Annotated in this window: 24 protein-coding genes; 10 read left to right on the top strand and 14 right to left on the bottom strand. The window is 67.6% G+C overall.

All coding sequences use genetic code 11. From position 1 onward, the window contains the following. Positions 1-90 precede the first annotated feature (90 nt). Positions 91-1,110 (top strand): Vgb family protein, encoded by a 1,020-nt coding sequence (locus tag OG205_RS09760; protein WP_319973767.1) that lies wholly within the window; start codon positions 91-93, stop codon positions 1,108-1,110. A 277-nt stretch (positions 1,111-1,387) separates the two neighbouring features. On the opposite strand, the gene OG205_RS09755 is transcribed toward OG205_RS09760, so the two are convergent. Together OG205_RS09755 and OG205_RS09750 are read right to left on the bottom strand one after the other, a co-directional pair. Further along, entirely contained in the window at positions 1,388-1,978 is a 591-nt protein-coding gene (locus OG205_RS09755) for a hypothetical protein (RefSeq protein ID WP_319973766.1), read from the bottom strand. Positions 1,979-2,149: 171 nt separating this feature from the next. Beyond that, positions 2,150-2,842 (bottom strand): universal stress protein, encoded by a 693-nt coding sequence (locus tag OG205_RS09750; protein ID WP_319973765.1) that lies wholly within the window; start codon positions 2,840-2,842, stop codon positions 2,150-2,152. A 153-nt stretch (positions 2,843-2,995) separates the two neighbouring features. On the opposite strand from OG205_RS09750, the gene OG205_RS09745 reads away from it, so the two are divergent. Continuing rightward, positions 2,996-4,369, top strand: a complete 1,374-nt coding sequence (locus tag OG205_RS09745; protein WP_330275903.1) for an MBL fold metallo-hydrolase RNA specificity domain-containing protein — start codon at positions 2,996-2,998, stop codon at positions 4,367-4,369. A gap of 67 nt (positions 4,370-4,436) precedes the next feature. Here OG205_RS09745 and OG205_RS09740 read toward each other — a convergent pair whose 3' ends face one another. Both OG205_RS09740 and OG205_RS09735 read right to left on the bottom strand, forming a co-directional pair. Beyond that, the gene (locus OG205_RS09740) at positions 4,437-4,742 is read right to left on the bottom strand and encodes a hypothetical protein (RefSeq protein WP_319973763.1); all 306 of its coding nucleotides are present in this window, start codon (positions 4,740-4,742) and stop codon (positions 4,437-4,439) included. A 162-nt stretch (positions 4,743-4,904) separates the two neighbouring features. Continuing rightward, the gene (locus OG205_RS09735; RefSeq protein WP_319973762.1) at positions 4,905-6,071 is read right to left on the bottom strand and encodes a hypothetical protein; all 1,167 of its coding nucleotides are present in this window, start codon (positions 6,069-6,071) and stop codon (positions 4,905-4,907) included. 293 nt (positions 6,072-6,364) lie between these two features. Between OG205_RS09735 and OG205_RS09730 the strand changes: the two genes are divergently transcribed. Beyond that, positions 6,365-7,237, top strand: coding sequence for a slipin family protein (locus OG205_RS09730; protein ID WP_319973761.1), 873 nt, complete (start codon positions 6,365-6,367; stop codon positions 7,235-7,237). A gap of 96 nt (positions 7,238-7,333) precedes the next feature. Here OG205_RS09730 and OG205_RS09725 read toward each other — a convergent pair whose 3' ends face one another. Next, positions 7,334-9,043, bottom strand: a complete 1,710-nt coding sequence (locus tag OG205_RS09725) for a GAF domain-containing protein (protein WP_319973760.1) — start codon at positions 9,041-9,043, stop codon at positions 7,334-7,336. A 212-nt stretch (positions 9,044-9,255) separates the two neighbouring features. Next, positions 9,256-9,864 (bottom strand): hypothetical protein, encoded by a 609-nt coding sequence (locus tag OG205_RS09720; protein ID WP_330275902.1) that lies wholly within the window; start codon positions 9,862-9,864, stop codon positions 9,256-9,258. A gap of 108 nt (positions 9,865-9,972) precedes the next feature. Between OG205_RS09720 and OG205_RS09715 the strand changes: the two genes are divergently transcribed. Further along, the gene (locus tag OG205_RS09715) at positions 9,973-11,109 is read left to right on the top strand and encodes a lycopene cyclase family protein (protein ID WP_330275901.1); all 1,137 of its coding nucleotides are present in this window, start codon (positions 9,973-9,975) and stop codon (positions 11,107-11,109) included. On the opposite strand, the gene OG205_RS09710 is transcribed toward OG205_RS09715, so the two are convergent. The 3 genes from OG205_RS09710 to OG205_RS09700 form a co-directional block, all read right to left on the bottom strand. Continuing rightward, positions 11,057-11,638 (bottom strand): hypothetical protein, encoded by a 582-nt coding sequence (locus OG205_RS09710; protein WP_330275900.1) that lies wholly within the window; start codon positions 11,636-11,638, stop codon positions 11,057-11,059. The genes OG205_RS09715 and OG205_RS09710 overlap by 53 nt on opposite strands. Further along, on the bottom strand, positions 11,586-12,278 hold the full coding sequence (locus OG205_RS09705) for a universal stress protein (protein WP_330275899.1): 693 nt from the start codon (positions 12,276-12,278) through the stop codon (positions 11,586-11,588). The genes OG205_RS09710 and OG205_RS09705 overlap by 53 nt, the downstream gene beginning before the upstream one ends. 190 nt (positions 12,279-12,468) lie before the next feature. Further along, positions 12,469-13,467 (bottom strand): Acg family FMN-binding oxidoreductase, encoded by a 999-nt coding sequence (locus OG205_RS09700; RefSeq protein ID WP_330275898.1) that lies wholly within the window; start codon positions 13,465-13,467, stop codon positions 12,469-12,471. A 141-nt stretch (positions 13,468-13,608) separates the two neighbouring features. On the opposite strand from OG205_RS09700, the gene OG205_RS09695 reads away from it, so the two are divergent. Then, a complete protein-coding gene (locus tag OG205_RS09695; protein ID WP_330275897.1) occupies positions 13,609-15,282 on the top strand; it encodes a sensor histidine kinase in 1,674 nt (557 codons plus the stop codon). On the opposite strand, the gene OG205_RS09690 is transcribed toward OG205_RS09695, so the two are convergent. The 3 genes from OG205_RS09690 to OG205_RS09680 all read right to left on the bottom strand — a co-directional run bounded on the left by OG205_RS09690 (position 15,279) and on the right by OG205_RS09680 (position 16,524). Further along, positions 15,279-15,935, bottom strand: coding sequence for a response regulator transcription factor (locus tag OG205_RS09690; RefSeq protein ID WP_330275896.1), 657 nt, complete (start codon positions 15,933-15,935; stop codon positions 15,279-15,281). The genes OG205_RS09695 and OG205_RS09690 overlap by 4 nt on opposite strands. A 78-nt stretch (positions 15,936-16,013) precedes the next feature. Beyond that, positions 16,014-16,244, bottom strand: a complete 231-nt coding sequence (locus OG205_RS09685) for an SHOCT domain-containing protein (protein WP_319973752.1) — start codon at positions 16,242-16,244, stop codon at positions 16,014-16,016. A 10-nt stretch (positions 16,245-16,254) separates the two neighbouring features. Beyond that, complete coding sequence (locus OG205_RS09680) at positions 16,255-16,524, bottom strand: DUF1876 domain-containing protein (RefSeq protein ID WP_319973751.1); 270 nt, start codon at positions 16,522-16,524, stop codon at positions 16,255-16,257. A 124-nt stretch (positions 16,525-16,648) separates the two neighbouring features. Between OG205_RS09680 and OG205_RS09675 the strand changes: the two genes are divergently transcribed. The 3 genes from OG205_RS09675 to OG205_RS09665 are packed head-to-tail and all read left to right on the top strand — an operon-like array spanning position 16,649 to position 18,809. After that, the gene (locus OG205_RS09675) at positions 16,649-17,341 is read left to right on the top strand and encodes a hypothetical protein (RefSeq protein ID WP_319973750.1); all 693 of its coding nucleotides are present in this window, start codon (positions 16,649-16,651) and stop codon (positions 17,339-17,341) included. Between the two features lie 26 nt (positions 17,342-17,367). Beyond that, positions 17,368-17,934 carry a CBS domain-containing protein gene (locus OG205_RS09670; protein ID WP_319973749.1) on the top strand — a complete coding sequence of 189 codons (567 nt, stop codon included), beginning with the start codon at positions 17,368-17,370 and terminating at the stop codon, positions 17,932-17,934. Further along, positions 17,934-18,809 carry a universal stress protein gene (locus tag OG205_RS09665; protein ID WP_319973748.1) on the top strand — a complete coding sequence of 292 codons (876 nt, stop codon included), beginning with the start codon at positions 17,934-17,936 and terminating at the stop codon, positions 18,807-18,809. Before OG205_RS09670 ends, OG205_RS09665 begins: the two co-directional genes overlap by 1 nt. Here the strand turns inward: OG205_RS09665 and OG205_RS09660 are convergent. Next, positions 18,806-20,485 carry a TIGR04141 family sporadically distributed protein gene (locus OG205_RS09660; protein ID WP_319973747.1) on the bottom strand — a complete coding sequence of 560 codons (1,680 nt, stop codon included), beginning with the start codon at positions 20,483-20,485 and terminating at the stop codon, positions 18,806-18,808. The genes OG205_RS09665 and OG205_RS09660 overlap by 4 nt on opposite strands. Before the next feature lie 803 nt (positions 20,486-21,288). Next, positions 21,289-21,735: a universal stress protein gene (locus OG205_RS09655; RefSeq protein WP_319973746.1), complete on the bottom strand. Its 447-nt coding sequence runs from the start codon at positions 21,733-21,735 to the stop codon at positions 21,289-21,291. Between the two features lie 144 nt (positions 21,736-21,879). Here OG205_RS09655 and OG205_RS09650 point away from each other — a divergent pair, with 144 nt between their 5' ends. Together OG205_RS09650 and OG205_RS09645 are read left to right on the top strand one after the other, a co-directional pair. Next, on the top strand, positions 21,880-22,095 hold the full coding sequence (locus OG205_RS09650; RefSeq protein WP_319973745.1) for a DUF1918 domain-containing protein: 216 nt from the start codon (positions 21,880-21,882) through the stop codon (positions 22,093-22,095). A gap of 4 nt (positions 22,096-22,099) precedes the next feature. Further along, positions 22,100-23,311, top strand: coding sequence for an MgtC/SapB family protein (locus tag OG205_RS09645; protein WP_319973744.1), 1,212 nt, complete (start codon positions 22,100-22,102; stop codon positions 23,309-23,311). Positions 23,312-23,361 lie beyond the last annotated feature (50 nt).

Raw genomic sequence — 23,361 nt, 5'->3', positions numbered from 1 at the left:
GCGGCGCGCCTCAACTGCACGAGGACAGGTCATTTGTGACGTACGGAGGGTCGTTCGGTTGTAGGTACCGGTCTTGCGGAAGGGAATGAAATGTTGGCACGAAAAGGTTCCAAGGCTCTATTCGCACTTGTCTTCGCCGGCTGTCTCGCAGTCGGGGTCGCCCCCGTCGTTCACGCGGATGGCGGCGATCCGGCGACGGCTGTCCAAAGATTTAGGGTCGGTGGCTTTCCGACCGAGATCGTCAATGCCCGCGACGGTCATATTTGGTTCACGGATCCGGCCAGCAACATGATCCGCCGCATCGAATCCCGGGGCCGAGTGCAGAGCTTCGTCGTGCCGACCCCGAATTCCTACCCGCACGGCATCACCGCGGGTCCGGACGGCCGAATCTGGTTCACGGAGTTCGTGGCAGGAAAGATCGGCTCAGTCGATGCTCGCGGACACTTCCGCGAGTACGCACTTCCCCAGTCGAACAGTTCACCGAGTGGGATCACTCTCGGCCCCGATCACAACCTGTGGTTCGCCGAGAGCGACGGAAACCGGATCGGCCGGATGGACCGGTTCGGCCGCCTTCTCGCCGAGTACCCGGTGCCGACACCGGGCAGCCATCCGAGTGGAATCACGACCGGCCCTGACCGCAATCTGTGGTTCACCGAACGGTCCGGCAACAACGCAGGTCGGATCACGACCGCGGGAGAGATCACCGAGTTCCCGACCCAGAACGCACCACCCGGATCGAACGTGTCGGGGCCAGCGGACATCGTCGCCGGACCGGACGGAAACCTCTGGGTCACGCTGCAGGATTCTCCTTGGGGCTCGATCATGCGAATCACACCGGCAGGGGACACCACCGAGTTCCCGGTTCGTAACCAGCCCGGTGCGCCCATGCCGACCGGTATCTGCGTTGGGCCGGACGGAGCGCTCTGGTTCGTCGAGCAGTACTACAACGTGCTCGGGCGCATCACGACCCGCGGCGAAGTCACGGAGTTTCCGTTCGTTGACCCCGGCACGCCGGGGTCCATCACCGCCGGACCCGGTAGAAGCCTGTGGTTCACGGACCACACGAGGGGCGAGATCGGCCGGGTGCGGATCGCACCGCGTGTGGGTTGACAGGCCCAACAGGGTCCGCGGGTGCCGAGCCCACTTGATCCTTCACGATCCGGCACGTTCCCAGGCGTAGACGCAGTGTGCAACTGGCAGGGCCACGGTCGACCGGGCAGCGGATGGCAGCCGTGGCCAGGGAGCTGATGCGGCGGGTCAGCCGGTCGTGCCATGCGGTCGAGGACCAGCACAGACGCGTTGGTGCGCTTCGCTGCGTGGACGGCTCACGCCAGGGCAGACTTCGCGGTGGGTGTCAGGCCCACCGGCTGTGATGCGGGACTGGCGTTCATGAGGTCGCCTTGGTTCGCGCGGTCTTGCGCCGCCGCTTCGACTTGCGACCACCTGCGCTGGTCACAGCATGCAGCAGGCCGATGCCGGCGACGAAGCCGAAGTCGTACCAGTTACCGATGTTGCGCACCTCGTAGATGTTCACGTTGTCGGTGAACAGCGAGATGAAGAACGTGACGGGGTAGATCAGCCCGTGCCACAGGCCTTTCCAGAACCCCGCGACCTGTGCAGAGTCCACATGGGACACGACGTTCGGACCGGCAGCGCACGACGTCACGACGAGCGCCACAGCCACGAGGAACAGCCACCGCGTCAAGGTCATCGCGACTGGGCCTTCGCCCTGATGATGTGCAGCACCACGAAGAGCGCGGCGATGGCGACGGTGCCCGCGGTGACGACCAGCCAGTTCACGTCGACCACTGGCTCCCACCGGTCCTTGCCATCGCTGATCACCGTACGCGCCGGCTGGCTCGGCGTTGAGGCCGAAGCCGCCGTCTTCACCTTCCTGGCCCTTTTCGCAAGGCTCGGCGTAGACCTTCCTCGCTTCGAGCGAGTTCTTGGTCCTGGCAATCAGTTCGTCGATCTTCATCTCTGCTCCTGGGGTGTTGTTCTCCTGTCAGCGTCGGACCGGTGTGAGATGGCGAGACAGTGACAGCAGGGCTCAGCCCTCGCCGAATCGGTCGGTGGAAGCAGGGTCGTGCACCGCCCTGCACGTCAGTCGGGATTGGCCTCCACCAGGACGTGCTCGGCGTGGCTGGACTCACACCGTGGTGCGAACTGGCCGGCGAGGAGCGGGAAGGGAAAGGACGCCTCGGTGTTCCACCTGAACGGGTCGATGCGCCACGAGTACGGGGCAAGGCGCGTGGTGGAGTGCGGCCCTGGTCACCGCACCACACGAGCGGGTCTCGCCGGGCCCGACGACGATCAGGTCGGTGTCGGTGCAACGGCTGATCGCCTCGTGCGGCTGTCTGCGCACGAGGACGGCGGTGTGCGGGAACCCGGCGAGCAACTCGGCAGAGCGCTCCAGGACCCAGCTGTGGTCCTCGTCCAAGTCTTCGCGCACCACGGACATCGGCGCGGCGTGCAGCACTCGTAGGGTGGCGCCTCGGCTCTGGGCGAAGACCACGGCACGAGCGAGGACACCCGCGTCGTCCGGGCCTCCACTGACCAGCGCGGTAACGCGTCCGTGCATTCCGTGCCGCGCGTCCGGCGTGCCGCGCACCACCACCGCGTCGCAATCCGCGGCGCACACGACGTACAGGACGTGGTTGCCGAGGCCGAGCGGAGAGCCGGTCCTGCCTTGATAACCGACCACCACGAGTTGGGCGTGGAAGGCGTCCTCCGGCCAATGCGTCTCAACCTCGGCTTCGACGAGCTTCGCGTGGGAGGCGGCCCACTGCACGGCCTCCGCGGTCCACGGGGAGCCGTCTGCGATCACCACGACAGGTTCCATACGTCCACGGTCGCCCTGTACGGCTGCGGTACCCAGAGCGAAGGGTGACCACCTGAGCGGGACGAAAGTCCTGCAACTACTGGGCCTCGTGCCGCTGTGCCCGCTGGTGACCGGAGAAGGACGGTGTGGTCTCCAGCACGAGGAGGCTGAACGATGAGCACGCTGACTTTCCTCGGTGGCACCGGCACGGTCACCGGAAGCAAGTTCCTGTTCGACACCGGCAGCTCGCAGGTGTTGGTGGACTGCGGTCTGTTCCAGGGGCTGGCACCGTTGCGGCGGCGGAACTGGCAGCGGCCTCCGCTCGATCTGGACCGGCTGGACGCGGTCGTGCTCACCCACGCGCACTTGGACCACTGCGGTTACTTGCCGGTGCTGGTGCGGCACGGATGGCGCGGGCCGGTGTTCACCACCGAGGGCACCGCGAACCTGGCCGGGATCGTGCTGACCGACAGCGCGCACCTGATGATGGAGGAGGCCAGTCAGGCCAACGAGTCGGGCTGGTCCAAACACCGGCCCGCCCTGCCGCTGTACGACACGGACGACGCGGAGCGCACCATCAGGCTGTTCCGTCCGATCGACTTCGAGGTGGCACGCTCCATCGCTGATGGCGTCGACCTCGAACTCGGCCGTGCCGGGCACATTCTCGGCTCGGCATGGGCGCACTTGACGCTCGGCGACCGCAGCGTCGTCGTGAGCGGTGATCTGGGCAGGCCGGCGCACCGGGTGCTGCTACCTCCCCAGCCGAGGCCCGCTTGCGACGCGTTGCTGATCGAGTCGGCCTACGGCGACCGCCCGCACGACGATGCCGCAGCCACCGCGCTGTTCGCCGATACCATCCGGCGCACGGCCGCGCGGGGCGGCAGCGTGCTGGTCCCCGCGTTCGCGGTGGATCGCACCGAGGTGATCCTGGTCGAACTGGCCAAGCTGGTGCGCGCGGGTGAGATTCCCGACCTCCCCGTGTTCGTCGACAGCCCGATGGCGCTGGCGTCACTGCGGGTCTACCGGCAGGCGGTCGCCAAGAGCTGGCCGGAAATCCGCCCCGAACTCGTGAACGGCGAGGACGCGTTCGACCCAGGTCACCTGGCGGAGCTCCACACGGCCTCCCAATCGATGCAGGCCAACGATCCCAGGAAGCCGTCGATCATCATCTCCGCGTCCGGCATGGCCACCGGCGGCCGGGTTCTGCACCACCTGAAGCACATGCTGCCCAACCAGAAGCACACGATCCTCATCGTCGGCTACGCGGCGGTGGGCACACGGGCTCGCTCGCTCGTCGACGGAGCCCGCGAGATCAAGATCCACGGCCGGTACGTACCGGTGAAGGCCGAGGTGCAGGTGCTCGACGCGTTCAGCGCCCATGCAGACGCCGGCGAACTGCTGGCGTGGGCGGCCACTGGACCTGCTCCGGCCACGACCTATGTCGTACACGGTGAACCGGAGAGTGCCACGACCCTGGCAGACCGGCTGAACGCCGAGCACGGGTGGACCGCCGTGGTGCCGAGGGACGGCGAGCGAGTCCTGGTGTGATCCTTATCAAGGAAGATCAAGGCAATGATCGGCTGCGCAGCCGCGCTGTGTCGGCCAGAGCTCGCAGTCAGCTCGGCGAAATCGCGGAGTGGTCGTCCGGTGGCGGCAAGGGCCGGAACCACTCGGTGCGGTGCTCCAGGTTGGCTTGGGCGACGTTGTTCCCGGTCGTCCTTTCGGCGGTGCCGGCTGTGACGACGTTGCCGCGTTCGGCGGCGGGCAGTTTGAACCAGCCAGAGCATCCGTTGACACAGGGGTGATTCATCTCGGTCAGGGCGAGCGCGCCATCCGGACCTGGCAGGGGTTGTTGCCAGGTCATCAAGCCGGTTCCGTCGCACAGATCGCAGGGATGTTCGCGCGCCACATGAGAGAGCATTCATCAAGGGTCGGCAGTGCCCGAATCACGTCACCGGAACGGGTGAAGGTTTGAACGGTTCCTGGTCCGTGTTGAGTAGGTAGGTGGGGCAACGTCTTACCGCGGTGCACGTTGACACGCTGCGGTTCGCCGAGCACCGGGATGTTCCGATTGCAAGGGTGGCTACGGACGCGGTGACCGCCACAACACGGCGTGCGAGATGCTGTCGTCGATGTTAGACACGCCAACGACAACGCCTGTTGCGTTGATCGCGTAGGCCGAACTCGAGTTGCCACCGAGGGTACCGAGATCGGTGATCCTTCCGTGCCGGTCCCATCGAACGGCATTGGTGCCGCTGTTCGTCGTCGCGGAGCCGATCACGATGCCCGCGTCGTTGATCGCTGTCGCTTGGCTGCTGGGCGGGTACGGCCCTGGGTTGCCGCCGAGGGTCTCGAGGTCGGTGATCTTGCCGTGCCGGTCCCACCGCACCGCGTGGCGGGCGGCGATCTCCGCATCCGCGGTGCCGGCGACCGTTCCGGCGTTGTTGATGCCGACCGCCATGCAGTTGCTTCGTTCTGACAGGGAATCGAGATCGGTTAGGTCGCCGTGCCGGTTCCAGCGCACGGCGTGGAACGTTCCGTCGGACAGACCCACGACGCCGGCCACCATGCCTGCTTCATTGATCCCTGCATTGGCACTGGCGAGGCCACCACCGTGCTCCACCTTGGTGATCCGGCCCTTGCGATCCCAGATCACAGGCTCGCCGCTGGACGAGTCACCGGCTGCCAGGCCCGCGTCGTTGATCGCATAGGCTCGGCTCTCGTAACCGAGATCAGTGATCTGGCCGCTGCTGTCCCAGCGAACGCCCTGCGAGTTGGAGCGAACGTTGACGGCCGAACGCCCGATGATCTCGCCTGCCTGGTTGATCTCGATGGCCATGCTACGAGCGTGACCGGGTAACGCTTCTAGATCACTGATGACCCCTTGGCTGTCCCAGCGCACCGCGTGGAGATCTCCGTTGGCCGCGTTGGCCTGGCCCACGACCACCCCCGCGTTGTTGACCGCGAAAGCCATGCTGCTGCCGCCGCCTGGAAGTGTGCCGAGGTCGACGATCCTTCCTGGCGGAAACCAGCGCACGGCGTGTGTGCGGCCATCCGCGGCATCTGACCAACCCACTGCGGCTCCGGCGTCGTTGATCGCGAACGCGGTGCTGTAACTGCCGCCTGGCAGCGTTCCGAGATCGACGATCGTCGGAGCCGCGTAGGCGGGTGTGGCCGTGGTGCCCAAGGCGGCGCATGCGGCAGCGCTGATCGCGAGCCAGGTCCGCCGCTTGTTTCCCAACCACGTCATCGGGACACACCTCCGTCATGAGTTGAACATTTTTGATCAGCGTCCGCCGTCCTCGGCTTCGTTCGCAGAGCCGAAGGTGTTCTGGACGAGAGGGCTGCCGACTCTGTTGAGCGGGAGGGAAATGCCCGGCAGAGCGAATCATCCAGACTGAGTCATGCCGCGGCCGGGCCGATCGGCGCAGAAGGGCGAGGACCTTCGGCTGCGGTGCCGCCGTTGCGGTGGGCGCATCGTGAGGAGGCGCGAGATCGACGTGTCGGTAGCCGTTCTCGTTCGATTCCGGATGGAGCGTCGTCATGAGCGTGTGGATCATTGTCACCGCTGCCCTGGTCCTGCTGTTGCTGGGCATGTCGGTGAAGGTCGTCAAGCAGTACGAGCAGGGCGTGTTGTTCCGGCTGGGGCGAGTGCGCGGGGCGATGAAACCGGGGCTGCGGCTGATCATTCCGGTGGTGGACGTGATGCGCCGGGTGTCGTTGCGGATCATCACGTTGCCGATCCAGTCGCAGGGGATCATCACGCGGGACAACGTCAGCGTCGACGTCTCGGCGGTGGCGTACTTCAGGGTCGTGGATTCGGTGAAGTCCGTTGTCGCGATCGAGAACGTGTACGCCGCGATCGACCAGATCGCCCAGACCACCCTGCGGAAGGTGGTCGGTCAGCACACCCTCGATCAGACCCTGTCGGAGACCGACCAGATCAACGTCGACATCCGCAAGATCCTCGACATCACCACGGTCGAATGGGGTGTCGAGGTGACTCTGGTGGAGCTGAAGGACATCCAGCTGCCCGACAGCATGAAGCGCGCGATGGCCAGGCAGGCCGAGGCCGAGAGGGAGAAGCGTGCCAAGATCATCAACGCGGAGGGCGAGTCGCTGGCCGCAGCCGCGCTCGGTGACGCGTCGGACACGATGATGGCCCACCCGCTCGCCTTGCAACTGCGCAACCTGCAGACCCTGGTCGAACTCGGAGTGGACAAGAACACCACCGTCGTGTTCCCCGCACCGCTGATGAGCACCATCGGTGAACTGGGCACGTTCCTGGCTCGCGAGACCGCCGCGGCCGCCTCGCCGACCGACGTCACGCTCACCGCGATCCCGACGCAGCCGAACGGTGGGCTGCAAGCACCGGAAGCGACGGCGAACGGCGAGCCGCTCATCGCTCCACGATAGGAGTCGGTTGAACGTGTCCTGCCTGTTTCATTCAGGCAGGACACGTTTCGGCTTGGCGTGGAAGAACCCCTTAATCCACAGTGGAGAGTTGTGCTGTCAGTGGCCTGCGCCAGTGCGGGCTTCAAGTGAGGCCGGGAGGTGAGTGGTCCAGGTCAGGCACGTATCGCCGTCAGGCGTGACGCTCTGCTTCAGGTTGCCGGTGGGATCGGGTGTCGAGGGACTCGCGCCGTCGTCGATGTTCTCGACGGTGATCACATCGCCGTTGATGCTGACGCGGAGCTCGGTGCGAGTGGCGTCGGCGTGACCGGCGACGGTCGCGAGCGCGAAACGGACAGCGGCGACCACCTCGTCCACGGAACCAGCGGGGATGGCGCGTCTGAGCTTGCCGGTGAAGGTGGTCGCCACGGGGAAACCGAGTGGGGGCGTGTACTCCTCGATGGTGTCGAGGATTCGTTGCTGGAGACTGGAACCATGCGAGTCGGGGGCGACGTCGACGTTGTAGACGGCGGCGCGGATGTGGCTGATCATGGCGTCGAGGATGCCGATGTACCCGTTGACGCGATCCCGGTAGGCGGGGTGTTTGTCGGCTGTGGCGAGGCCTTGCAGCCCTAGGCTGACCGCGAAGAGTTTCTGGATCACGTGCTCGTTCAGCGCGAGGCCGATGCGGTCGTGGTCCTCGGTGAGGTGCTGGATCTGCTGTTCGGCGTGCAAGCGGTCGAGTTCCATCGCCACGCCCGCATGGCCGGCGAATCCGGCGAGATGCTTCATGTCGGCGTCGGTGAACGACCGCTGCCCGGCCAGCCGACCCACGCTGAGAGTGCCCATGATCCTGTCGCCGGCCAGCACCGGCACCACGACGACGGATCCGATCGGGGAGGTCTGCTCGGTGCCGGCTGCGTCCGAGGGGGCTGGGATGAGCAGGGGAGTGCCGCACCGGGCGACCTGTTCGGCTACGGCGAGATCTGCGTCCATGCCCGTTCGACCATGCTGGCCGCCGCTGGTGGCGGTGATCTGCAACCGCCCTGTCTCGGTGACCAGTGCCAGGGTGGCGACGTCGGCGGACGCGGTCTGCTGGGCGGTCCGCAGGACCAGGTCCAGGGGGTTCTCGTCCTGCCGGGCGAACAGCCGCTGGGTGACCTCGGTCGAGGCGGTCAGCCAGCGGTGGCGTTGTTCGGACTCCTGGTAGAGCCGGGCGTTGTCGATCGCGACCCCCGCGGTCGCGGCGAGCGCGACGGCAAGCTGTTCGTCCTCGGCGCTGAACTGGCCGTTCGCGCTGCCGGTGAGGTAGAGGTTGCCGAAGACGCGATCGCGGATGCGGATCGGCACGCCCAGAAAGCTGTCCATGGCGGGGTGATCGGGCGGAAACCCGGCGGAGGCGGGATGCGCGGCGAGGTCGGTCAGCCGGACGGGAGCCGGCTCACTGATCAGCAGGCCCAGGATCCCTCGGCCGTGCGGCAGTTCCCCGATGCGCTCGACGATGTTCTCGTCCATGCCGACGTGGACGAACTCGTCGAGCATGCCGTTGGCGCCGATCACACCCAACGCGGCGTAGCGCGCATCGACCAGCTCTCGTGCCGAGGTCACGATGTGTTGCAGCACCGCCTGCAGACTGAGTTCGCTGGCGACGACCGCGTGCGCGTGCAGCAGGTGTCGCAGTCGACCCTGGGTCGCGAGTACGTCCTGCGCTCGCCCTGACACCTCGTCGAGCAGCTTTTCCAGCTCTGTGCGGGGGAGATCGGCGAACGGCAGACGGAACTCACCCTGCGGCAGGCGGTCCGAAGCGTCAGTGCCGGAGGTTTTCGGCATGGGTTCACGTCCCGTCAACCCTCACGCGCGTCAGCGGGGGCCAGGCCAACGTGACTACACCCGATGAGGCCGGGAGAGTGCCCGGCCACACCGCAAAGCTACTCCGAACATGCCGACGGCGATATGGCCGTTTTCGCGAAACCGGTTACCGTCGGTGTCCACGGAACGACGCGCTCAGCAGCACGGCGGTCACTTGCGACTTCGGGCTCACATCAGCCTCTCTTCACGAGGTGGACGAGCGCGGCACCGGTGATCGCGGCCATCGTGGCGGCCATCAGCAGGCCGGCGAACGCGCCGATGAGCGCGATGAGAGCGGGCGGTTGACCGGCTTGCCACAAGGGCGTGGCGACTGCGAAGAAGACGCCGAGGCCGACGCTCCAGGCCAGCGCGTTGGCCAACACCCAGATGTGTGATCGATGGACGTGGACGCGCAGGACGAACCACTGCGCGACGCCGATCGACAGCAGCACGCCCGTGCCCGCGACCGCGGCGAGAGGGAGCAGCACCACCAGTGGAAGCGAGTTGAGCCGTTCCCCGTTGTGCACCGCGATCATCGCGACGGCCCAGGCGAAACCGGCCGCGATGGCGGTGGCACCGATCCAGTCCCACGACTGAGGTGCGCGCAACACCCGGCGAAGCACGGCAGCCTGAGCCGCGCCGAGCACGGCGCCCTCGACGACTCCGGCGAGGACGAGCAGCTCCGCCGACGAGGTGAGTGCGCCGACTAGCGCCGGAGCCAGGAAGCCCGCGAACTCGCCTGCCGTCGTCCAGCGGAACCAGGACTGCCAGATGCCGCGCGTGGCCAGTTCGGTGGTGGTCATCCGTCAACGTTGCGCCTCGGATTGTTTTGAGCGCAGGGACGAACGTCCTCATCTGGATGGTGCGCAATGCCGTGTTCGACAGAGGCCTGCCAGGCCAGTGTGGTGGCCATGACGCGCATTGTGATCGCTGGTGGAGGGGTGAGCGGGCTCAGTCTCGCCGCGCAACTCGCGGTGACAGATCACCGGCATCCAGTGGTCGTGGTCGACGACGGCAGCCGTCCGCTCAGCGCCATGGCCTGGGCGTCCTGGAGCGACCGGCCAGGGCTGCTGGATGCCGCCGCGTCGCGGTGGTTCGACCGCGTCAGGGTGCATGTCGGCGGGCGGACGACGGTGTTGCCACTGGGGCACTACCGGTACCGGGTAGTCCGGGGAGACGACCTGCTGACCGTGGTCCGGAGATTCACCGATCCGTTGCCGCACTTCACCTTCCATCGTGGACACGTGGACCGCGTCGAGGACGGCGGTGTGATCGTCGACGGGCAGCACATGCGGGCGAGGTGGGTGTTCGACAGCGTGGTCGGAACCGCGGAGCCGGCACCTGAGGATGCGCGTTTGATCTTCCGGGGCTGGCACGTGCGCAGCGAACGCGCCGCGTTCGACGCGGAGACGCCGATGTTGTTCGACTTCCGCACATCACAGGTCAACGGCGCGAGTTTCGTCTACGTGCTGCCCGTCGACGCACATCACGCCTTGGTCGAGCACACCTCGTTCACGGTGCCAGGCGCGGAGCAAGACCCAGCAGCGCAAGAAGAAGCGCTCGCTGAGTATCTCGCCGAGGTCGTCGGAACCGGTGGCCATGAGATCGAGCGAGACGAGCAGGCCACCCTTCCACTGTGTTCCAGGCAGGTACCGCGAAGGCATGGTGGCGTGCTGACGATCGGCGCCGAGGCGGGGTTGCTCAAGGCTTCCACGGGCTACGCCTATCAGCGGATCCAGCGGGACAGCGAGGCGATCGCCGAGTCCCTGCGCCGCAACGGACATCCGTTCGATCTACCGGTGTCGCCCGCGCGGTTCCGGATGTTCGACGGCGTCTTGCTGGATGTGATCACGAAGGAACCCGCTCAGCTGGAGCGCGCCTTCGGCGCTCTGTTCCGCTTTCGCACCGCGGAGCCGGCGTTGCGCTTCCTCGACGAGGCGACGACGCCGGCACAGGAGTTGCGGTTGTTCGCCGGTATGCCCGCGACGACGTACCTCAGAGCCGCTCGGCGTCGTTCTTGGCCGTCCGCAGCACCGAACGTGCGATGAGGGCGATCGCGGGTGTGCTGATCCGCCAGTAGCGGCGGAAACTCAGCCACGCGCGCGGGTCGGTCAGCGTCACGCGGATCTCGGAGGAGAACAAGGTGCGGCGGTCGCCATAGGGGAGTGCGGTGAACGACCACACGACCTTGCCGTAGCCGGGTTCGGCGAAGTCCGGGAAGTCACGAGGCTCACACGGCATCCACTTCACCACCGGCCGCCAGAACTTGCCGACCGCGCCGAGAACGATCTCCTGACCGGGATTCTCGCCGAGGATCATCCAGTCGGTGCCGGCGTCCAGGTCGTTCCACGTCAGCCTGGTGGGGGTGCGGGCCGGACGCCCGCGCACCCGTTCGGGGGCATCGCGTACCCAGACTGCCAACGCCGCGAGGCCACCGCGTAGTTCGGTGAGATCGAGGCCGCGCAACGACTTCCAGGCGGTCGCAGGGTCGGCGTCGACGACGATCAGATCGGTGCGGCCGAACTCAGGCCTCGGTGCGAACCGATCGGCGAGGAGCGGGGATGGCGTCGTGACCATGAACTTCCTCCAGAACAGGCTGGTGTACGACCAGAACCGGGCACGGCGCGTGGTGCAACGCCGCCCTTGTCACGGCACCGTTCTCGTGTGACTCGCCGGAGCCGACGACGATCAGGTCGGTGTCGATGCAGTGGGCGATCGCTTCGTGCGGTTGCACGCGGACAAGTACCGCGCTGTGTGGCATCCCGCCGAGCGCTGCCGTTGCGCGAGCGAGCACGTCGGAGTGGTCCACCTCTGTCCCGGTACCGACCGGGGGCACCGGTGCGGCGTGCAGGACCCGCAGAGACGTGCCCAGTCGCCGGGCGAAGTCGACGGCGCGCTGCAGCACGTGGTCGTCACCGGTGCCGCCGCTCACCAGCACGGTGATGCGGCGGTGCTCGGCGCCGACGGCGGAAGGCGTGCCGCGCACGACGACCGTGTCGCAACGGGCCTTGGCCAGCAGCGGCAGCACGTGGTCTCCCAGACCGAGCGGCGAGTTCGAGTGGCCTCGGTAGCCGACGACCACGAGCTGCGCCCGGAAGTCGTCGTGCGGGCTGTGGATCTCCAGGCCGGTGTCGATGAGCTGAGCGTAGGTTGTGGCCCACCTCAGCGCGTCGGTGTCTCGTCCGGTGCCGTCTTCGATGACCACGACTGGTTCCATGCCTCGACGATCGCGTACCGCGGTCACGCGGGACAGGGCGGAGGGGAGTCGAGTCGCGCAGGACCAAAGTCCCGCGGCTCCAGGGCCCGCTGCCCGCTGCGGGGGTGCTCCTTCGGCAGCGCCGTCGCGGCGGCTGGAGCCCGAGCACGGTGGATCGCCGTGGACCCACTGGCGGCGAGCGCGTGCAGGTCTAGCGTTCGGCGTGTTCGTTCGGCTTCACCAGCAGTTCGGACAGCGGGCGTCGCGGTGTGGGCGGGACCGGTGTGCTGAACCCGAGCCGCAGCACCGTCTGGGGCACGAGCAGGCCACCCAGTGCACGCCGCAGGTCCTCGCGGACGGCGCGCACCTCCACCGGCTGGGACAGGAACGACGCGGACAGCCCGAGCGTGGTGGCCGTGAGCAGGACGCGCTGCATCGCCTGGCCGGCTTGCAGTTCGCCGAGCGAGCCCTCGTAGTGCGAGCAGAGGACCACGACGAGCGGGTCGGACTCGTAGTCCTTGCCGGGATGGCGTTCGCCGCCCTGGAAGTCGCGGAACGTCCATTCGTCCTGCGGTTCTGGGCGCGTGCCTGCTGACGTCGGTGGGATGCCGTCCACAGCGTCGGGCCGGTGACCGGTGAACGCCGCGAGCTCCGCCTGCACGCCCTCGTCGGACAGCTGGATCTGGTGTGCCTGCTGGACGAACTTCCTGAGCCGGGAGCGTTCTTCTGGCGTGGTGATGACGTGCAGCCACGAGCGTTCCAACTCGGCCGCTCTGACCAGTGCGTGGCGTTGCCCGGGGTCGACAGCGGCTTCGAGGAACGGCCGGCGGTTGGTGCGGCGGCGTGGCACCGCGTCGAGCAGGGCGCGGTTCTCCTGGTCGTTCTTGATCGTGCCGCCCCGGCGGATGATCGCGAGTGCTCCTGGCGCGTCCTGACCGGGCAGCATCGACACGAGCGGGCGCACGCCGAGACCCTGCAACGCAAGTCTCAGGTTGAACAGCGCCGCACCGCACGACAGACGCAGTTCGCGGTCATCCGGATCGGTGGCTGCCAGCCTGCGCTCGGGATCGGGGTGCAGCTCTATGCGATCGGGTCGTACGCGGAAACGCCAGGGCTGGGTGTTGTGCACGGACGGTGCGAGCGAAGCGGTCCTGAGCACCTGTTCGATTTGTTCATGCCCCAGTCCCAGTGCTGCGGTCACCTCGGCCATTGCCTTTCACCCCATCGTGTTGCTCACCAGAACGTGTTGTCGTTCCACCTTGTGAGCCGTGGCAGGGAGGTCCCACCGTCGAAGGTCCCGAACTCACCGGGATCACTTGGCGTTGCCCGGTGCGCGTGGAAGTCTTGATCCATGCCGGATCCCGTGGACAGACCGTCGCAGAGCCTCCTCGGTGGGCTGCGCCTGGACGACCTGCTCGACGAGATGCGCGAGCGGCTTGCCGAGATCGGCTCGACCAGGGACAAGATGCAGAGCCTGCTCGACGCGGTGCTCGCCGTCGGCGCGGGCCTGGAGCTGGACTCCACGCTGCAGCGCATCGTGCAGGCCGCGGTGGAGCTCGTGGGAGCCCGCTACGGCGCGCTGGGTGTGCTTGGTTCGCGGCACAACCTGTCGCAGTTCGTCCACGTCGGCATCGATCCCGAGACCCGAGCCCACATGGGACACCTGCCGGAGGGCAAGGGTCTGCTCGGGCTGCTCATCAAGGACCCCAGAACCATCCGGCTGCACGACCTGAGCGAGCACGTGGCGTCGGTCGGCTTCCCGGCCAATCATCCGCCGATGCACAGCTTCCTCGGTGCTCCGGTGCGGGTGCGCGACGAAGTGTTCGGCAACCTGTACATGACGGAGAAGATCGGCGGCGGCAATTTCACCGCCGACGACGAGGTCGTGCTGGAGGCGCTGGCCGCCGCGGCCGGTGTCGCGGTGGAGAACGCCCGCCTGTTCGAACGGTCGCGGATGCGTGAGCGGTGGCTCGAGGCGACCGCGGAGATCAACGCTCAGCTCCTCGGCGGGGCGTCGGCGGAGGACGCGGTCCAGCTCATCGTCCAGAGGTCCGTCGAACTCGCGTCGGCCACGTGGGCGTCAGTGCTGCTGGCCGGCGGAGGTGGACTCGTCAAGTTCGCTCAGGCGGGCGACCAGTCGGCTCCCCTGGAGTTCCCGGCTGACGCTCCGCTGCTCGTGCAGGTGCTGGAGACCGGCGCGCCGTCGATGATCGAAAGCGTCGACGGGCAGTTCGGGGAACTGTCCACGCAGGTGGGGCCTGCGGTCGCGCTCCCGCTGCGCGCGGGCACCACTGTGACAGGGGTGCTGCTGGCTACTCGAGACAAGGACTCCGCCCCGTTCGGCGCGGACCTGATGCCGCTGCTGGCCTCGTTCGCCGACCAGGCGGTGGTCGCGATCGAGTTCGCGGAGAACCAGAGCGCCAAGCGCCTGGTGGACGTGCTGGAGGACCGCGACCGGATCGCCCGCGACCTGCACGATCACGTGATCCAGCGGTTGTTCGCCACCGGCATGAGCCTGCAGGGCGCGCTGACGTGGGTGACTCACCCGGAGGCGCGTCGGCGGGTGACGAAGGCGGTGGACCAGCTCGACCAGACCGTGCTCGAGATCCGCACGTCGATCTTCGACCTGCAGGCGGACTCCGGTGACACCGGTCTGCGGCGCAGACTGCTCAACGTCGTCGCCGAGCTCACCGAGGACGGCGAACTGAGTCCGGCGGTGCGGATGTCGGGCACCATCGACAGCCTCGTGCCCGGCTACATCGGGGACCACGCCGAGGCGGTGGTGCGCGAGACCGTGAGCAACGCGCTGCGCCACGCACACGCCACGGAACTGACGCTCACCATCGAGGCGGGCGACACGTTGGTCATCTCGATGGTCGACAACGGCCTGGGCATGCCGCCTGATGTCGCCCGCAGCGGTCTGCGCAATCTCGAGCAGCGCGCGGTCGAGCTGAACGGCGCGCTCACCGTCGGCGAGGAGCCCGGTGGTGGTACGCGGGTGACGTGGCGGGTCCCGCTGGACTAGCCGGTTTCGTGGTCACGGGTGGGTTTGCGCAGCTGTGAGGCCAGTACGGCGGCCTGGGTGCGGCGTTCGAGGCCGAGTTTGGCGAGCAGGTGCGAGACGTAGTTCTTCACGGTCTTCTCCGCGAGGAACATCTTGTCCGCGATCTGCCGGTTCGTCAGGCCGTCGCCGATGTGGTCGAACACGGTCCGTTCCTGCTCGGTGAGCGCGCGCACGGGGTCGCCCTGCTCTCGTTCGCGGCGGATGCGGTTGAGCAGCGCGGCCGTCGATCGGGCGTCCAAAAGGGACTGTCCGGCCGCGACGGTCTTCACCGCCGCGGTGAGGTCGGTGCCGAGGATGCGCTTGAGCACGAACCCGGACGCGCCGGCCATGATCGCGTCGAACAGCGCCTCGTCGTCGGTGAACGACGTGAGCATCAGGCACTTGAGGTCCGGCATCCGGGACATCAGCTCGCGGCACAGCTCGATGCCGTTGCCGTCGGGCAGCCGCACGTCCAGCACCGCCACGTCCGGGTCCACGGCGGGCACCATCGTCAACGCCTCGGTGACGGAACCCGCCTCGCCCACGACCTCCAGGTCGGGCGAGGCGCTGAGCAGCTCCCTGATGCCGACGCGGACCACCTCGTGGTCGTCCACCAGGAAGACTCTCGCGACCACCGCGCCCACCTCTCGTCGATTTGCTCAGGTGAACCATCCTCCGGCCGGATGGCCTAGCGCAAGGTCCGAAGACTCTGATCAACGAGCGAGCATGGTCTTGCGGACGCGATCGAACTCCTCGGTGTCGATCTCACCCTTGGCCAGCCGCTCCTGCAGGATGCGCAGTGCGGAGCCGTCGTGGCGTGCCGCCTCGGCCCTGCGCAGCAGCACGATGGCGACCACGCCCAGCGTGCTCCAGAACACGATCATGCCCAGCGTCATCATCACGATGCCGCCCCAGCCCATCGACCCTCCGTAGTACGGGTACATGGCTTCCTCCTCACTCGGTCAGTTGTGCAGGCGTGTGCGTGACGCCTTCGAGGTCGCTCGCGGCCGCGTCGAGCAGTTGGTGCGCGAGGTCCGTCAGCGCACGTGACGCGGCGAGTTCGTCGCCGATCTCCGGGATGTCGGTGTCCTTCGGGTTGAGCCGCGCGTAGCCGACGCCGACGAGGTGCGTCGGGTCCGCGGTGTGCAGACGGGCTTCCGCACGGGTCTTGGCCTCGTGCTCGTCGATGTGGATCTCGATGGTCCACTTCTTGGCGGTGCTCATCGCGCCTCCTTCAGAGACTCCAGGTTGGTACGCCTCGCCCGCCCGGACGCAGAGTCCAAGGGCCCGAGCGTGGCGAGCACCTCCGCTCTGTCCGAGGCGGTGCCGTGGGCTGGATCGTCGGGGTATGAGGTGGAGCAACGCAGAGTCGGCGGAAATCGTGGATACAGCGCGGGAAGCGCCCGTCTACAGCCCTGGTCGCCCCTGGGTGCTGGAGCTGCACGGCCGTTCGGTCTACCTCTACGAGGTGGCGCACAAGTCGTCGCACGACCCGCTCGGCATGGACCGACTGCTCACCTGCGGCGCCGCACTCGAGCACGTCGTGCTCGCCGGCCGGATGCTCGGCTGGCACATGAAGGTCGTGTTCCCCTCCGACCACGCGAACCCGGACCTGATCGCGATCGTCAAGGCGGACCGCAGGCAACCACCGACGCAGAAGGAGATCGACTCTCATCGCGCCGTCCGCGCTGCCGCGGCCCACGGTGACGGCCTGGCCCGCGACCTGGTGGCGGCCAACCACTGGGCCGGCACCGAGTTGCATCCGGTCTCCGACCGCACGCTGGTCGTGGTCACGGTCGGCGACCGGCGTCAGGACCACGTGCGGGGTGGAGCGGCGTTGCAGGCGGCTGTGCTGGAGGGCCGTTCGGCCGGCGTGCGGGTTCGTCCGGTCGTGCACCTGTTGCACCGGCCCGAGTGGCGTGCGGGTCTGATCGAGAATCACGAGCTCGCGGGTTTCCCGCAGGCCCTGTTGCTGGTGGGTGCCAAGGACCCGGACGGTGCGGGACCTGTGGCCGCGTCCGCCGGTGTGACCAGCTCCTAGCTTCGAGTGAGGAAGGGAGGCGCGCCATGCGTGCTCGCGACATCATGACCAGTCCGGCCATCACGGTGAAGCCGGAGGTGCCCGTGCGCGGGGCCGCGGCTTTGCTCGTGTCGCACGGGTTCACCGCGTTGCCGGTGGTCGACGACGACAAGCGGCTCGTCGGCATCGTCACGGAGGCGGACCTGCTGCGCAACGGGTACGTCGACGAGTCCCGTGGCAGCAAGGTGGCCGAGGTGATGACCGCGCCCGCGTTCGCGCTGGACGTCGATGCTTGGGCCGAGGTGATCGCGCGGGTGATGCTCGACGAGCGAGTGCGGTGCGTTCCGATCCTGGACGGCTCGCAGGTCGCCGGTGTGGTGACACGGCGCGACCTCGTGCGCGTTCTCGCTCGAGCGGACACCACCGTGTCGGCCGAGGTGCAGCGCGTGCTCGACCTCTACGGCGGCGGTCGCAAGTGGACAGTCGTCGTTCGCGACGGCGAGGCCGTCATCGGCGCGGAGAAACCCGACGAGGACACCGAACGCGTGCTCACCGCCCTCGCCGGCTCGGTTGCCGGCGTGCTCCGTGTGCGTGTGCTGACAGGAGGAAAGTGATGAAGGGTCCTGCTGCCCCGGTCGTGGTCGGTGTCGACGGTTCTTCGTCGGCGCTGTTCGCGGTGAAGTGGGCCGCTGCCGAATGCGCCCGCCACCACGCGCCGCTGCGCCTGGTGCACGCGTACTCCCTGCCACTGCGCGGTTATCCGGAGATCATCTTGACAGGCCAGGAGATCCGGCGCGCGATTGAGGAACAGGCCGGGGGATGGCTGAGCGACGCCGCTGCGGTGGCCAGGGGCGTGGCGTCCGAGGTTGAGATCACGACTGAGCTGCGTTGCGACGGTGTGATCACCATGCTGATCGAGGAGTCGCGCAACGCGCGGTTGATGGTGCTCGGCTCCCAGGGTCTCGGCAACATCACGGGCCTGTTGGTTGGTTCTACTGCGATCGCCATGGCATCGCACGGCAAGTGCCCGCTGGTCGTCGTGCGCGGGACTGAGTTCCCCACCGGACCTGTCGTGGTCGGTGTCGACGGCTCGCCGACGAGCGAAGCCGCCCTCGCATTCGCCTTCGAGACCGCATCGATGCGCGATGCCCCGCTCACCGTGGTCATGTGCTGGCACGACTTCATGATCGAGAGCGCCTACACCGCCTCCCGGTTCACCGTGGACTGGGGCCAGGTGGAGGAGGCGGAGCAGCGACTGCTCGCCGAGCGACTTGCCGGGTTCCAGGACAAGTACCCGGATGTGCAGGTGCACCGGGTCGTAGTCCGGGACCGGCCGGTGCGGGCGTTGATGCGGTACGGCTCTGAGGCGCAGCTTCTGGTGGTGGGCAGCCACGGGCACGGCGGGTTCGCCGGGATGTTGCTCGGCTCGACGAGTCAGGCACTCGTCTACAACTCGCCGTGCCCGTTGGCCATCGTGCGCCCAGACTAGGCTGCGTTGCCCGCCGACCTCCCCTTCTGCTTCGGCACGAAGGGGATGTCGGCGAACTGCAGCTCCACGCCGAGGTTGCGCAGTTCCTGACTCAGCCGCAGCAAGCTCACCTGCGACAGCGAGAACAGCTCGTCCACGTGCCACTGCCGTCCGGCGATGGCGAGAACGACGACCTTCGGCCGGTCGGTGATCACCCGGTTCGGATCGATCACGCGGACCTTGTCCTGGAGCTGCTGCATGGCTTCCGGCTCGAACCGCTGAGCCCACGCCGAGGCCTGCGCCTGCGTGTACAGGTGGCTCGCGGCCGTGGCACGGGCTAGCCACTTGATGTGCACGATCTCGTCACCCGGCCCGATGACGTCGGCGAGCTCGAACCGTGGGTGCATGGGCGTGCGGGCGAAGTTGCTGTCCAGGCACAGATAACCGGGCTGCTTCGCCACCTCCTTCGCGGCGTAGTCGTGCTCGTCCGTCTGCTTCCCGGACGGCCGCCAGAGCGGGAACGAGAGCGCGCTCTTGTTCTGCAGCAGTTCGGCGACCTGGGCGCGGACGCGGTCGACCGCCTCCTTGCCGATCTCGTACCACTTGCCCTGGTGCAGGCAGTACGTCCTGCCGTTGACCGGTGTCTCGAAGGCGATCCACTTGATCATCGGGATCGACCGGGTGAGCGGATCCGTGCCCAATTCGTCCGCGCACGGTGTGAGTTCCGCGTCGCGCAGGCAGGTGACGCGTTCGCCCGTGTTGAGGTGCGCGAACGGTTCCACCAGTTCCTCGACCTCGAACGCGGGGTCGAGCACGCGCACGTCGATCCTGCCGATGCGACTGGTGACGTATGAGTTCGCCTGGCCGATCTCACCCAGCGCCGACGAGGGCCAGCACAGGCCCAGCGGCCCGTGCTGCGGGTCGCCGCCCAGCGCGGCGGCGAGCCGGGACTCCAGTTCGGACATCATCGCGTCGTTGTCGCTGACCGGGCGGACCTCGGCCATGCGCCGCAAGGGCGCACCGCTGACGTCCTCGTCGGCGATGGCGCAGATGATGCGCAGATCGGCGATGAAGTCCTCGGGCGACCGGCCCAGCTGGATGCTCAACGACCGACCCGCCCTGATCTGCCAGGACTTGCCGTCGGTGGCGGTCGCGTAGGTCAGGCCGGTCATGTCCGCCGGCCCCTCGATACCGCTGACCAGCTCGCCCGCGGGCTCGAGCGGGAACCCCGACAGCGCGCTGCCGGACGGAAAGCTGATCTCCATGCCGCGCGCCGACACGTCGAGCAGGTTGCTCCGCACGAGCTTGAGCTTCGCGGGATCGATGCGCCGGATGCCGAAGTCGAGACCGAAGTCGTCATCGAGCAGCAGGTCGTCGAGCAGGTGTCTGCCCGACGTGCCCCACGTGACCGCGCAGACCCACTTCTCGTCGATCTCGACGACGATGAGCGCGAACGGAGATGTGGAGGTCAGGTCGACGTCCAGGCTGGTGACCTGAGTGAAGTGCCTGACCCAGTGGGGATCTTCGTTCTCCCGCACGCCGGCGACGACGTAGGTGCGCGTGCCCGCGACCGTCAGTTCGCCGTCGACCTTCAGCTCGACGCCCTCGACCTTCTTCAGGTAGTCGTTGAGGCGCTGCTGGCTCGCGGGGAAGCGGTAGACCGTGGTCACCGCGGTGGGATTTGGCTGCCTTGCCAAGGGAAGAACGTCCAATCGTCCATGGACGACGAGCAGGTGGTGACAGCGGATGCATCGTCGTCGCGCCGAATCTGGCTGTGCGCCGGGGGAACGCACGCCGACGGACGCTCGTGCGGCAGGCCTGCAACGGTCCTCTGTGGACAACAGGAGACGTCGAACGTTTGAGCGGCAACGTCACCTGATCGTGATTAGGTCTGCGCACACGCGAAGCCCTAGACTCAGCGCGCGCTCCTCCGACTGTTTCTGGTTGTCAGGCCAGGGTCTTGCCGGTGGAACTTCACGCGGCCTCCTGCTCCAACAGGGGGTCGCGTTTGTGTGTCACGGGGCTGTGCGCCTCGTGACCCGATCAAGCATGACTGAGTCCAACGGATGCTCTTGACCATTGGATCGCCTCTGTCCGGTGAGCGGTTTGAAATGGGCGCCGAGCGGTCAGGCGATTGAGCGCGACGGTATGCCGGGACTATCGGTCCATTGTCGGTCGGAAAGAAAAGCGAACGCTTATACGGCTTGCTTCGACAACCTTGTCCGGGCTGGGGAATGGACAAGTAGTGGCCAATTTGAGTATGAAATTCGCGGCGAATGGACATAAAGTCACTCTGGGTGAGCAACTGGCTCCGGCTTGGAGTGTCCCCGGTCTCCGGATGGGCGACCGTTCACCGCAGGTGAGGGCAACCCTGCGATCCAGCTGATGTCGTTCGCATCGGCTCAGGCGTTACCGCATGTCATCCCAGCGCGCTCTGCTTGTGTTCGGCCTGAATGGTCCAGGCCAAACTGCGGCCGTCTGATCTCGTCTGGTCGGGCCTCTAGCTGCGCCTCTTCGACGGAATCACGACAACGGGGCAAGTCGCGTGGCGGACACAATCCGCGGTAACGCCAGTCGAAACGAATTCCGCCACTCTTCCGCGACCCCGATTTCCGATCACGATCAGTTCAGCGTGCTTGGACGCGGCGGCCAAGTGGTCCGCCGCGTCACCCACCACGACGGTTTCAGTGACGTCCGGGGCGTCGGGCATGGTCGCGCGGACGTGCTGCACGGCGTCGTGGAGTTCGCGGGCCGGATGCCGCTGCGGCATCTCGCCGTGCGGGTTGAAGCCCATCGACGTGGCCGGCACGAACGCGGGCTCCTGCTGGTGAACCAGCATCGCCTCCACTCGGGCCCCGCGGTGCGGTGCTTCTTCCAGCGCCCACCGCAAAGCCGCGCGCGACTCGGGGGAACCGTCGACGCCCACCAGGATCACAGGTGTCCTCATCGCTACCTCCATCACTCGTGACGAGCGTCGCGCGAGGAGCGGGCTGCCGGCAGGGACGAACGTCACGAGCCGGCCGAGACCATTCGCACTGCTCACCCCGGCTTCCCGGAGGAACGCTGGGGCACCGAGCGGAAGGGCGATGCCATGAAGGCGAAGGTGAACGACTGGCTGGTCGTGAAAGGCGCGGTCGTCGACCGCGGTGGGCGGCGTGGGCAGATCGTGGCGTTGCGGCACGAGGACGGCACACCGCCGTACGTGGTGCGGTGGCTGGACACCGGGCACGAGGGCCTGGTGTTTCCCGGGCCGGACGCGCACGTGATCACGGCTGAGGACGAGGCCGCCCGCCTGCGTGCCGGGTGACCAGGTGGACACCACCACCGCACTGATCCATCTCGCGACCGCGCTCGCCATCGGGCTGCTGCTGGGTGTGGAGCGTGAGCACGACAACGCGGAGGACTCGATCCGGCCCGCAGGCTCGCGGACGTTTCCACTGATCGCGCTGGCCGGAGCGGTGAGTGCCGCGTTGTCGCCGATGGCGATGGGCGTCGCGCTCGGAGCGGTGGCCGCGCTCGTGATCGCCTGGTATCTCCGCACCGCCGAACCCGGCGCGACGACGGAGATCGCCGCGGTGATCGCGTTCCTGCTGGGCGCGCTCGCGTGGCAACGACCTGAACTGGCGGTGCCCGCCGGTGTCGTCGTGGCGGTGCTTCTTGCCGCGAAACGGCCGCTGCACCGGTTCGCCCGCAAGGTGGTCAGCGACCAGGACGTGCGTGACGCGATGGTCCTGTTCGTGGTGGCGTTCGTCGTGCTTCCGTTGCTGCCCAACAGGCCGCTCGGGCCGTACGGGGTGCTGAACCCGGCGCGGGTGTGGTGGCTGGTCGTCGCGGTCACGGTGATCGGCTGGGCCGGTTACGTCGCCGCGCGGGCGTTCGGAGAGCGTTGGGGGCTGCTGGTCGCCGGGTTCGCCGGCGGTTTCGTGTCGGGCTCGGCGACCACGGCGGTGATGGGACGCAAGTACCGCGCTGTCGGTGCGGAGGTGTTTCCCGGCGCGGTGGCGGTGAACCTCGCGACTCTCGTGCAGATCGTCGCCGTCACCACCATCGCGAGCCCGCCGGTCGCTCTGAGGTTGCTGCCCGCTGTGGGCGCGGGTGCCGCTGTGCTCGCCATCGAGGTGGCCTGGTTGGTGTGGCGCACCAGACCGGGCCCGGCCGAGGAGGAGCTCGACGCGGGCAGGCCCATGTCGTTGCGGGCAGCGGTCGCACTCGCGGCGATCCTCGTGCTGTTCCTCGTCGCCACCCGCGCGGCCGCGGACTGGCTTGGTGGCGGGGGAGTGGTCGCGGCCGGCGCACTTGGTGGACTCGCGGATGCGCACGCCGCCGCGATCGCGGCAGCTTCTCTTGCCCCGCAGTCGATTCCGCTGCACATCGCCGTGCTGGCGGTTGGTGCCGCGCTGGCCACGAACACCGTCGTGAAGCTCATCGTGGCCGCGGTGACCGGCGGGCCGCGGTTCGCGCTGCGGCTCGGTGCGTGGCTGGCACCAGTCGTCGCCGTGGTGGCGCTTGGCATGGCCTGGTAGGGCGAGGACGAAAGTCCCACGCCGTGCGGGACCGCAGCCACTCACTGGTC

It is taken from the genome of Lentzea sp. NBC_00516 (genome assembly GCF_036346835.1).
GTDB classification, from domain to species: domain Bacteria; phylum Actinomycetota; class Actinomycetes; order Mycobacteriales; family Pseudonocardiaceae; genus Lentzea; species Lentzea sokolovensis.
This window is presented reverse-complemented; position numbering and strand designations above follow the sequence as displayed.

Excerpts from the sequence above, each read along its gene's own strand:
- OG205_RS09680 (WP_319973751.1), bottom strand. The coding sequence starts at position 16,524 with ATGAGCACCGCCAAGAAGTGGACCATCGAGATCCACATCGACGAGCAC.
- OG205_RS09730 (WP_319973761.1), top strand. The coding sequence starts at position 6,365 with ATGAGCGTGTGGATCATTGTCACCGCTGCCCTGGTCCTGCTGTTGCTG.
- OG205_RS09675 (WP_319973750.1), top strand. The coding sequence starts at position 16,649 with ATGAGGTGGAGCAACGCAGAGTCGGCGGAAATCGTGGATACAGCGCGG.
- OG205_RS09665 (WP_319973748.1), top strand. The coding sequence starts at position 17,934 with ATGAAGGGTCCTGCTGCCCCGGTCGTGGTCGGTGTCGACGGTTCTTCG.
- OG205_RS09735 (WP_319973762.1), bottom strand. The coding sequence starts at position 6,071 with ATGACGTGGTTGGGAAACAAGCGGCGGACCTGGCTCGCGATCAGCGCT.
- OG205_RS09650 (WP_319973745.1), top strand. The coding sequence starts at position 21,880 with ATGAAGGCGAAGGTGAACGACTGGCTGGTCGTGAAAGGCGCGGTCGTC.
- OG205_RS09705 (WP_330275899.1), bottom strand. The coding sequence starts at position 12,278 with ATGGAACCAGTCGTGGTCATCGAAGACGGCACCGGACGAGACACCGAC.
- OG205_RS09725 (WP_319973760.1), bottom strand. The coding sequence starts at position 9,043 with ATGCCGAAAACCTCCGGCACTGACGCTTCGGACCGCCTGCCGCAGGGT.
- OG205_RS09715 (WP_330275901.1), top strand. The coding sequence starts at position 9,973 with ATGACGCGCATTGTGATCGCTGGTGGAGGGGTGAGCGGGCTCAGTCTC.
- OG205_RS09710 (WP_330275900.1), bottom strand. The coding sequence starts at position 11,638 with ATGGTCACGACGCCATCCCCGCTCCTCGCCGATCGGTTCGCACCGAGG.
- OG205_RS09755 (WP_319973766.1), bottom strand. The coding sequence starts at position 1,978 with ATGAAGATCGACGAACTGATTGCCAGGACCAAGAACTCGCTCGAAGCG.
- OG205_RS09720 (WP_330275902.1), bottom strand. The coding sequence starts at position 9,864 with ATGACCACCACCGAACTGGCCACGCGCGGCATCTGGCAGTCCTGGTTC.
- OG205_RS09700 (WP_330275898.1), bottom strand. The coding sequence starts at position 13,467 with ATGGCCGAGGTGACCGCAGCACTGGGACTGGGGCATGAACAAATCGAA.
- OG205_RS09655 (WP_319973746.1), bottom strand. The coding sequence starts at position 21,735 with ATGAGGACACCTGTGATCCTGGTGGGCGTCGACGGTTCCCCCGAGTCG.
- OG205_RS09685 (WP_319973752.1), bottom strand. The coding sequence starts at position 16,244 with ATGTACCCGTACTACGGAGGGTCGATGGGCTGGGGCGGCATCGTGATG.
- OG205_RS09750 (WP_319973765.1), bottom strand. The coding sequence starts at position 2,842 with ATGGAACCTGTCGTGGTGATCGCAGACGGCTCCCCGTGGACCGCGGAG.
- OG205_RS09745 (WP_330275903.1), top strand. The coding sequence starts at position 2,996 with ATGAGCACGCTGACTTTCCTCGGTGGCACCGGCACGGTCACCGGAAGC.
- OG205_RS09740 (WP_319973763.1), bottom strand. The coding sequence starts at position 4,742 with ATGCTCTCTCATGTGGCGCGCGAACATCCCTGCGATCTGTGCGACGGA.
- OG205_RS09670 (WP_319973749.1), top strand. The coding sequence starts at position 17,368 with ATGCGTGCTCGCGACATCATGACCAGTCCGGCCATCACGGTGAAGCCG.
- OG205_RS09760 (WP_319973767.1), top strand. The coding sequence starts at position 91 with ATGTTGGCACGAAAAGGTTCCAAGGCTCTATTCGCACTTGTCTTCGCC.
- OG205_RS09695 (WP_330275897.1), top strand. The coding sequence starts at position 13,609 with ATGCCGGATCCCGTGGACAGACCGTCGCAGAGCCTCCTCGGTGGGCTG.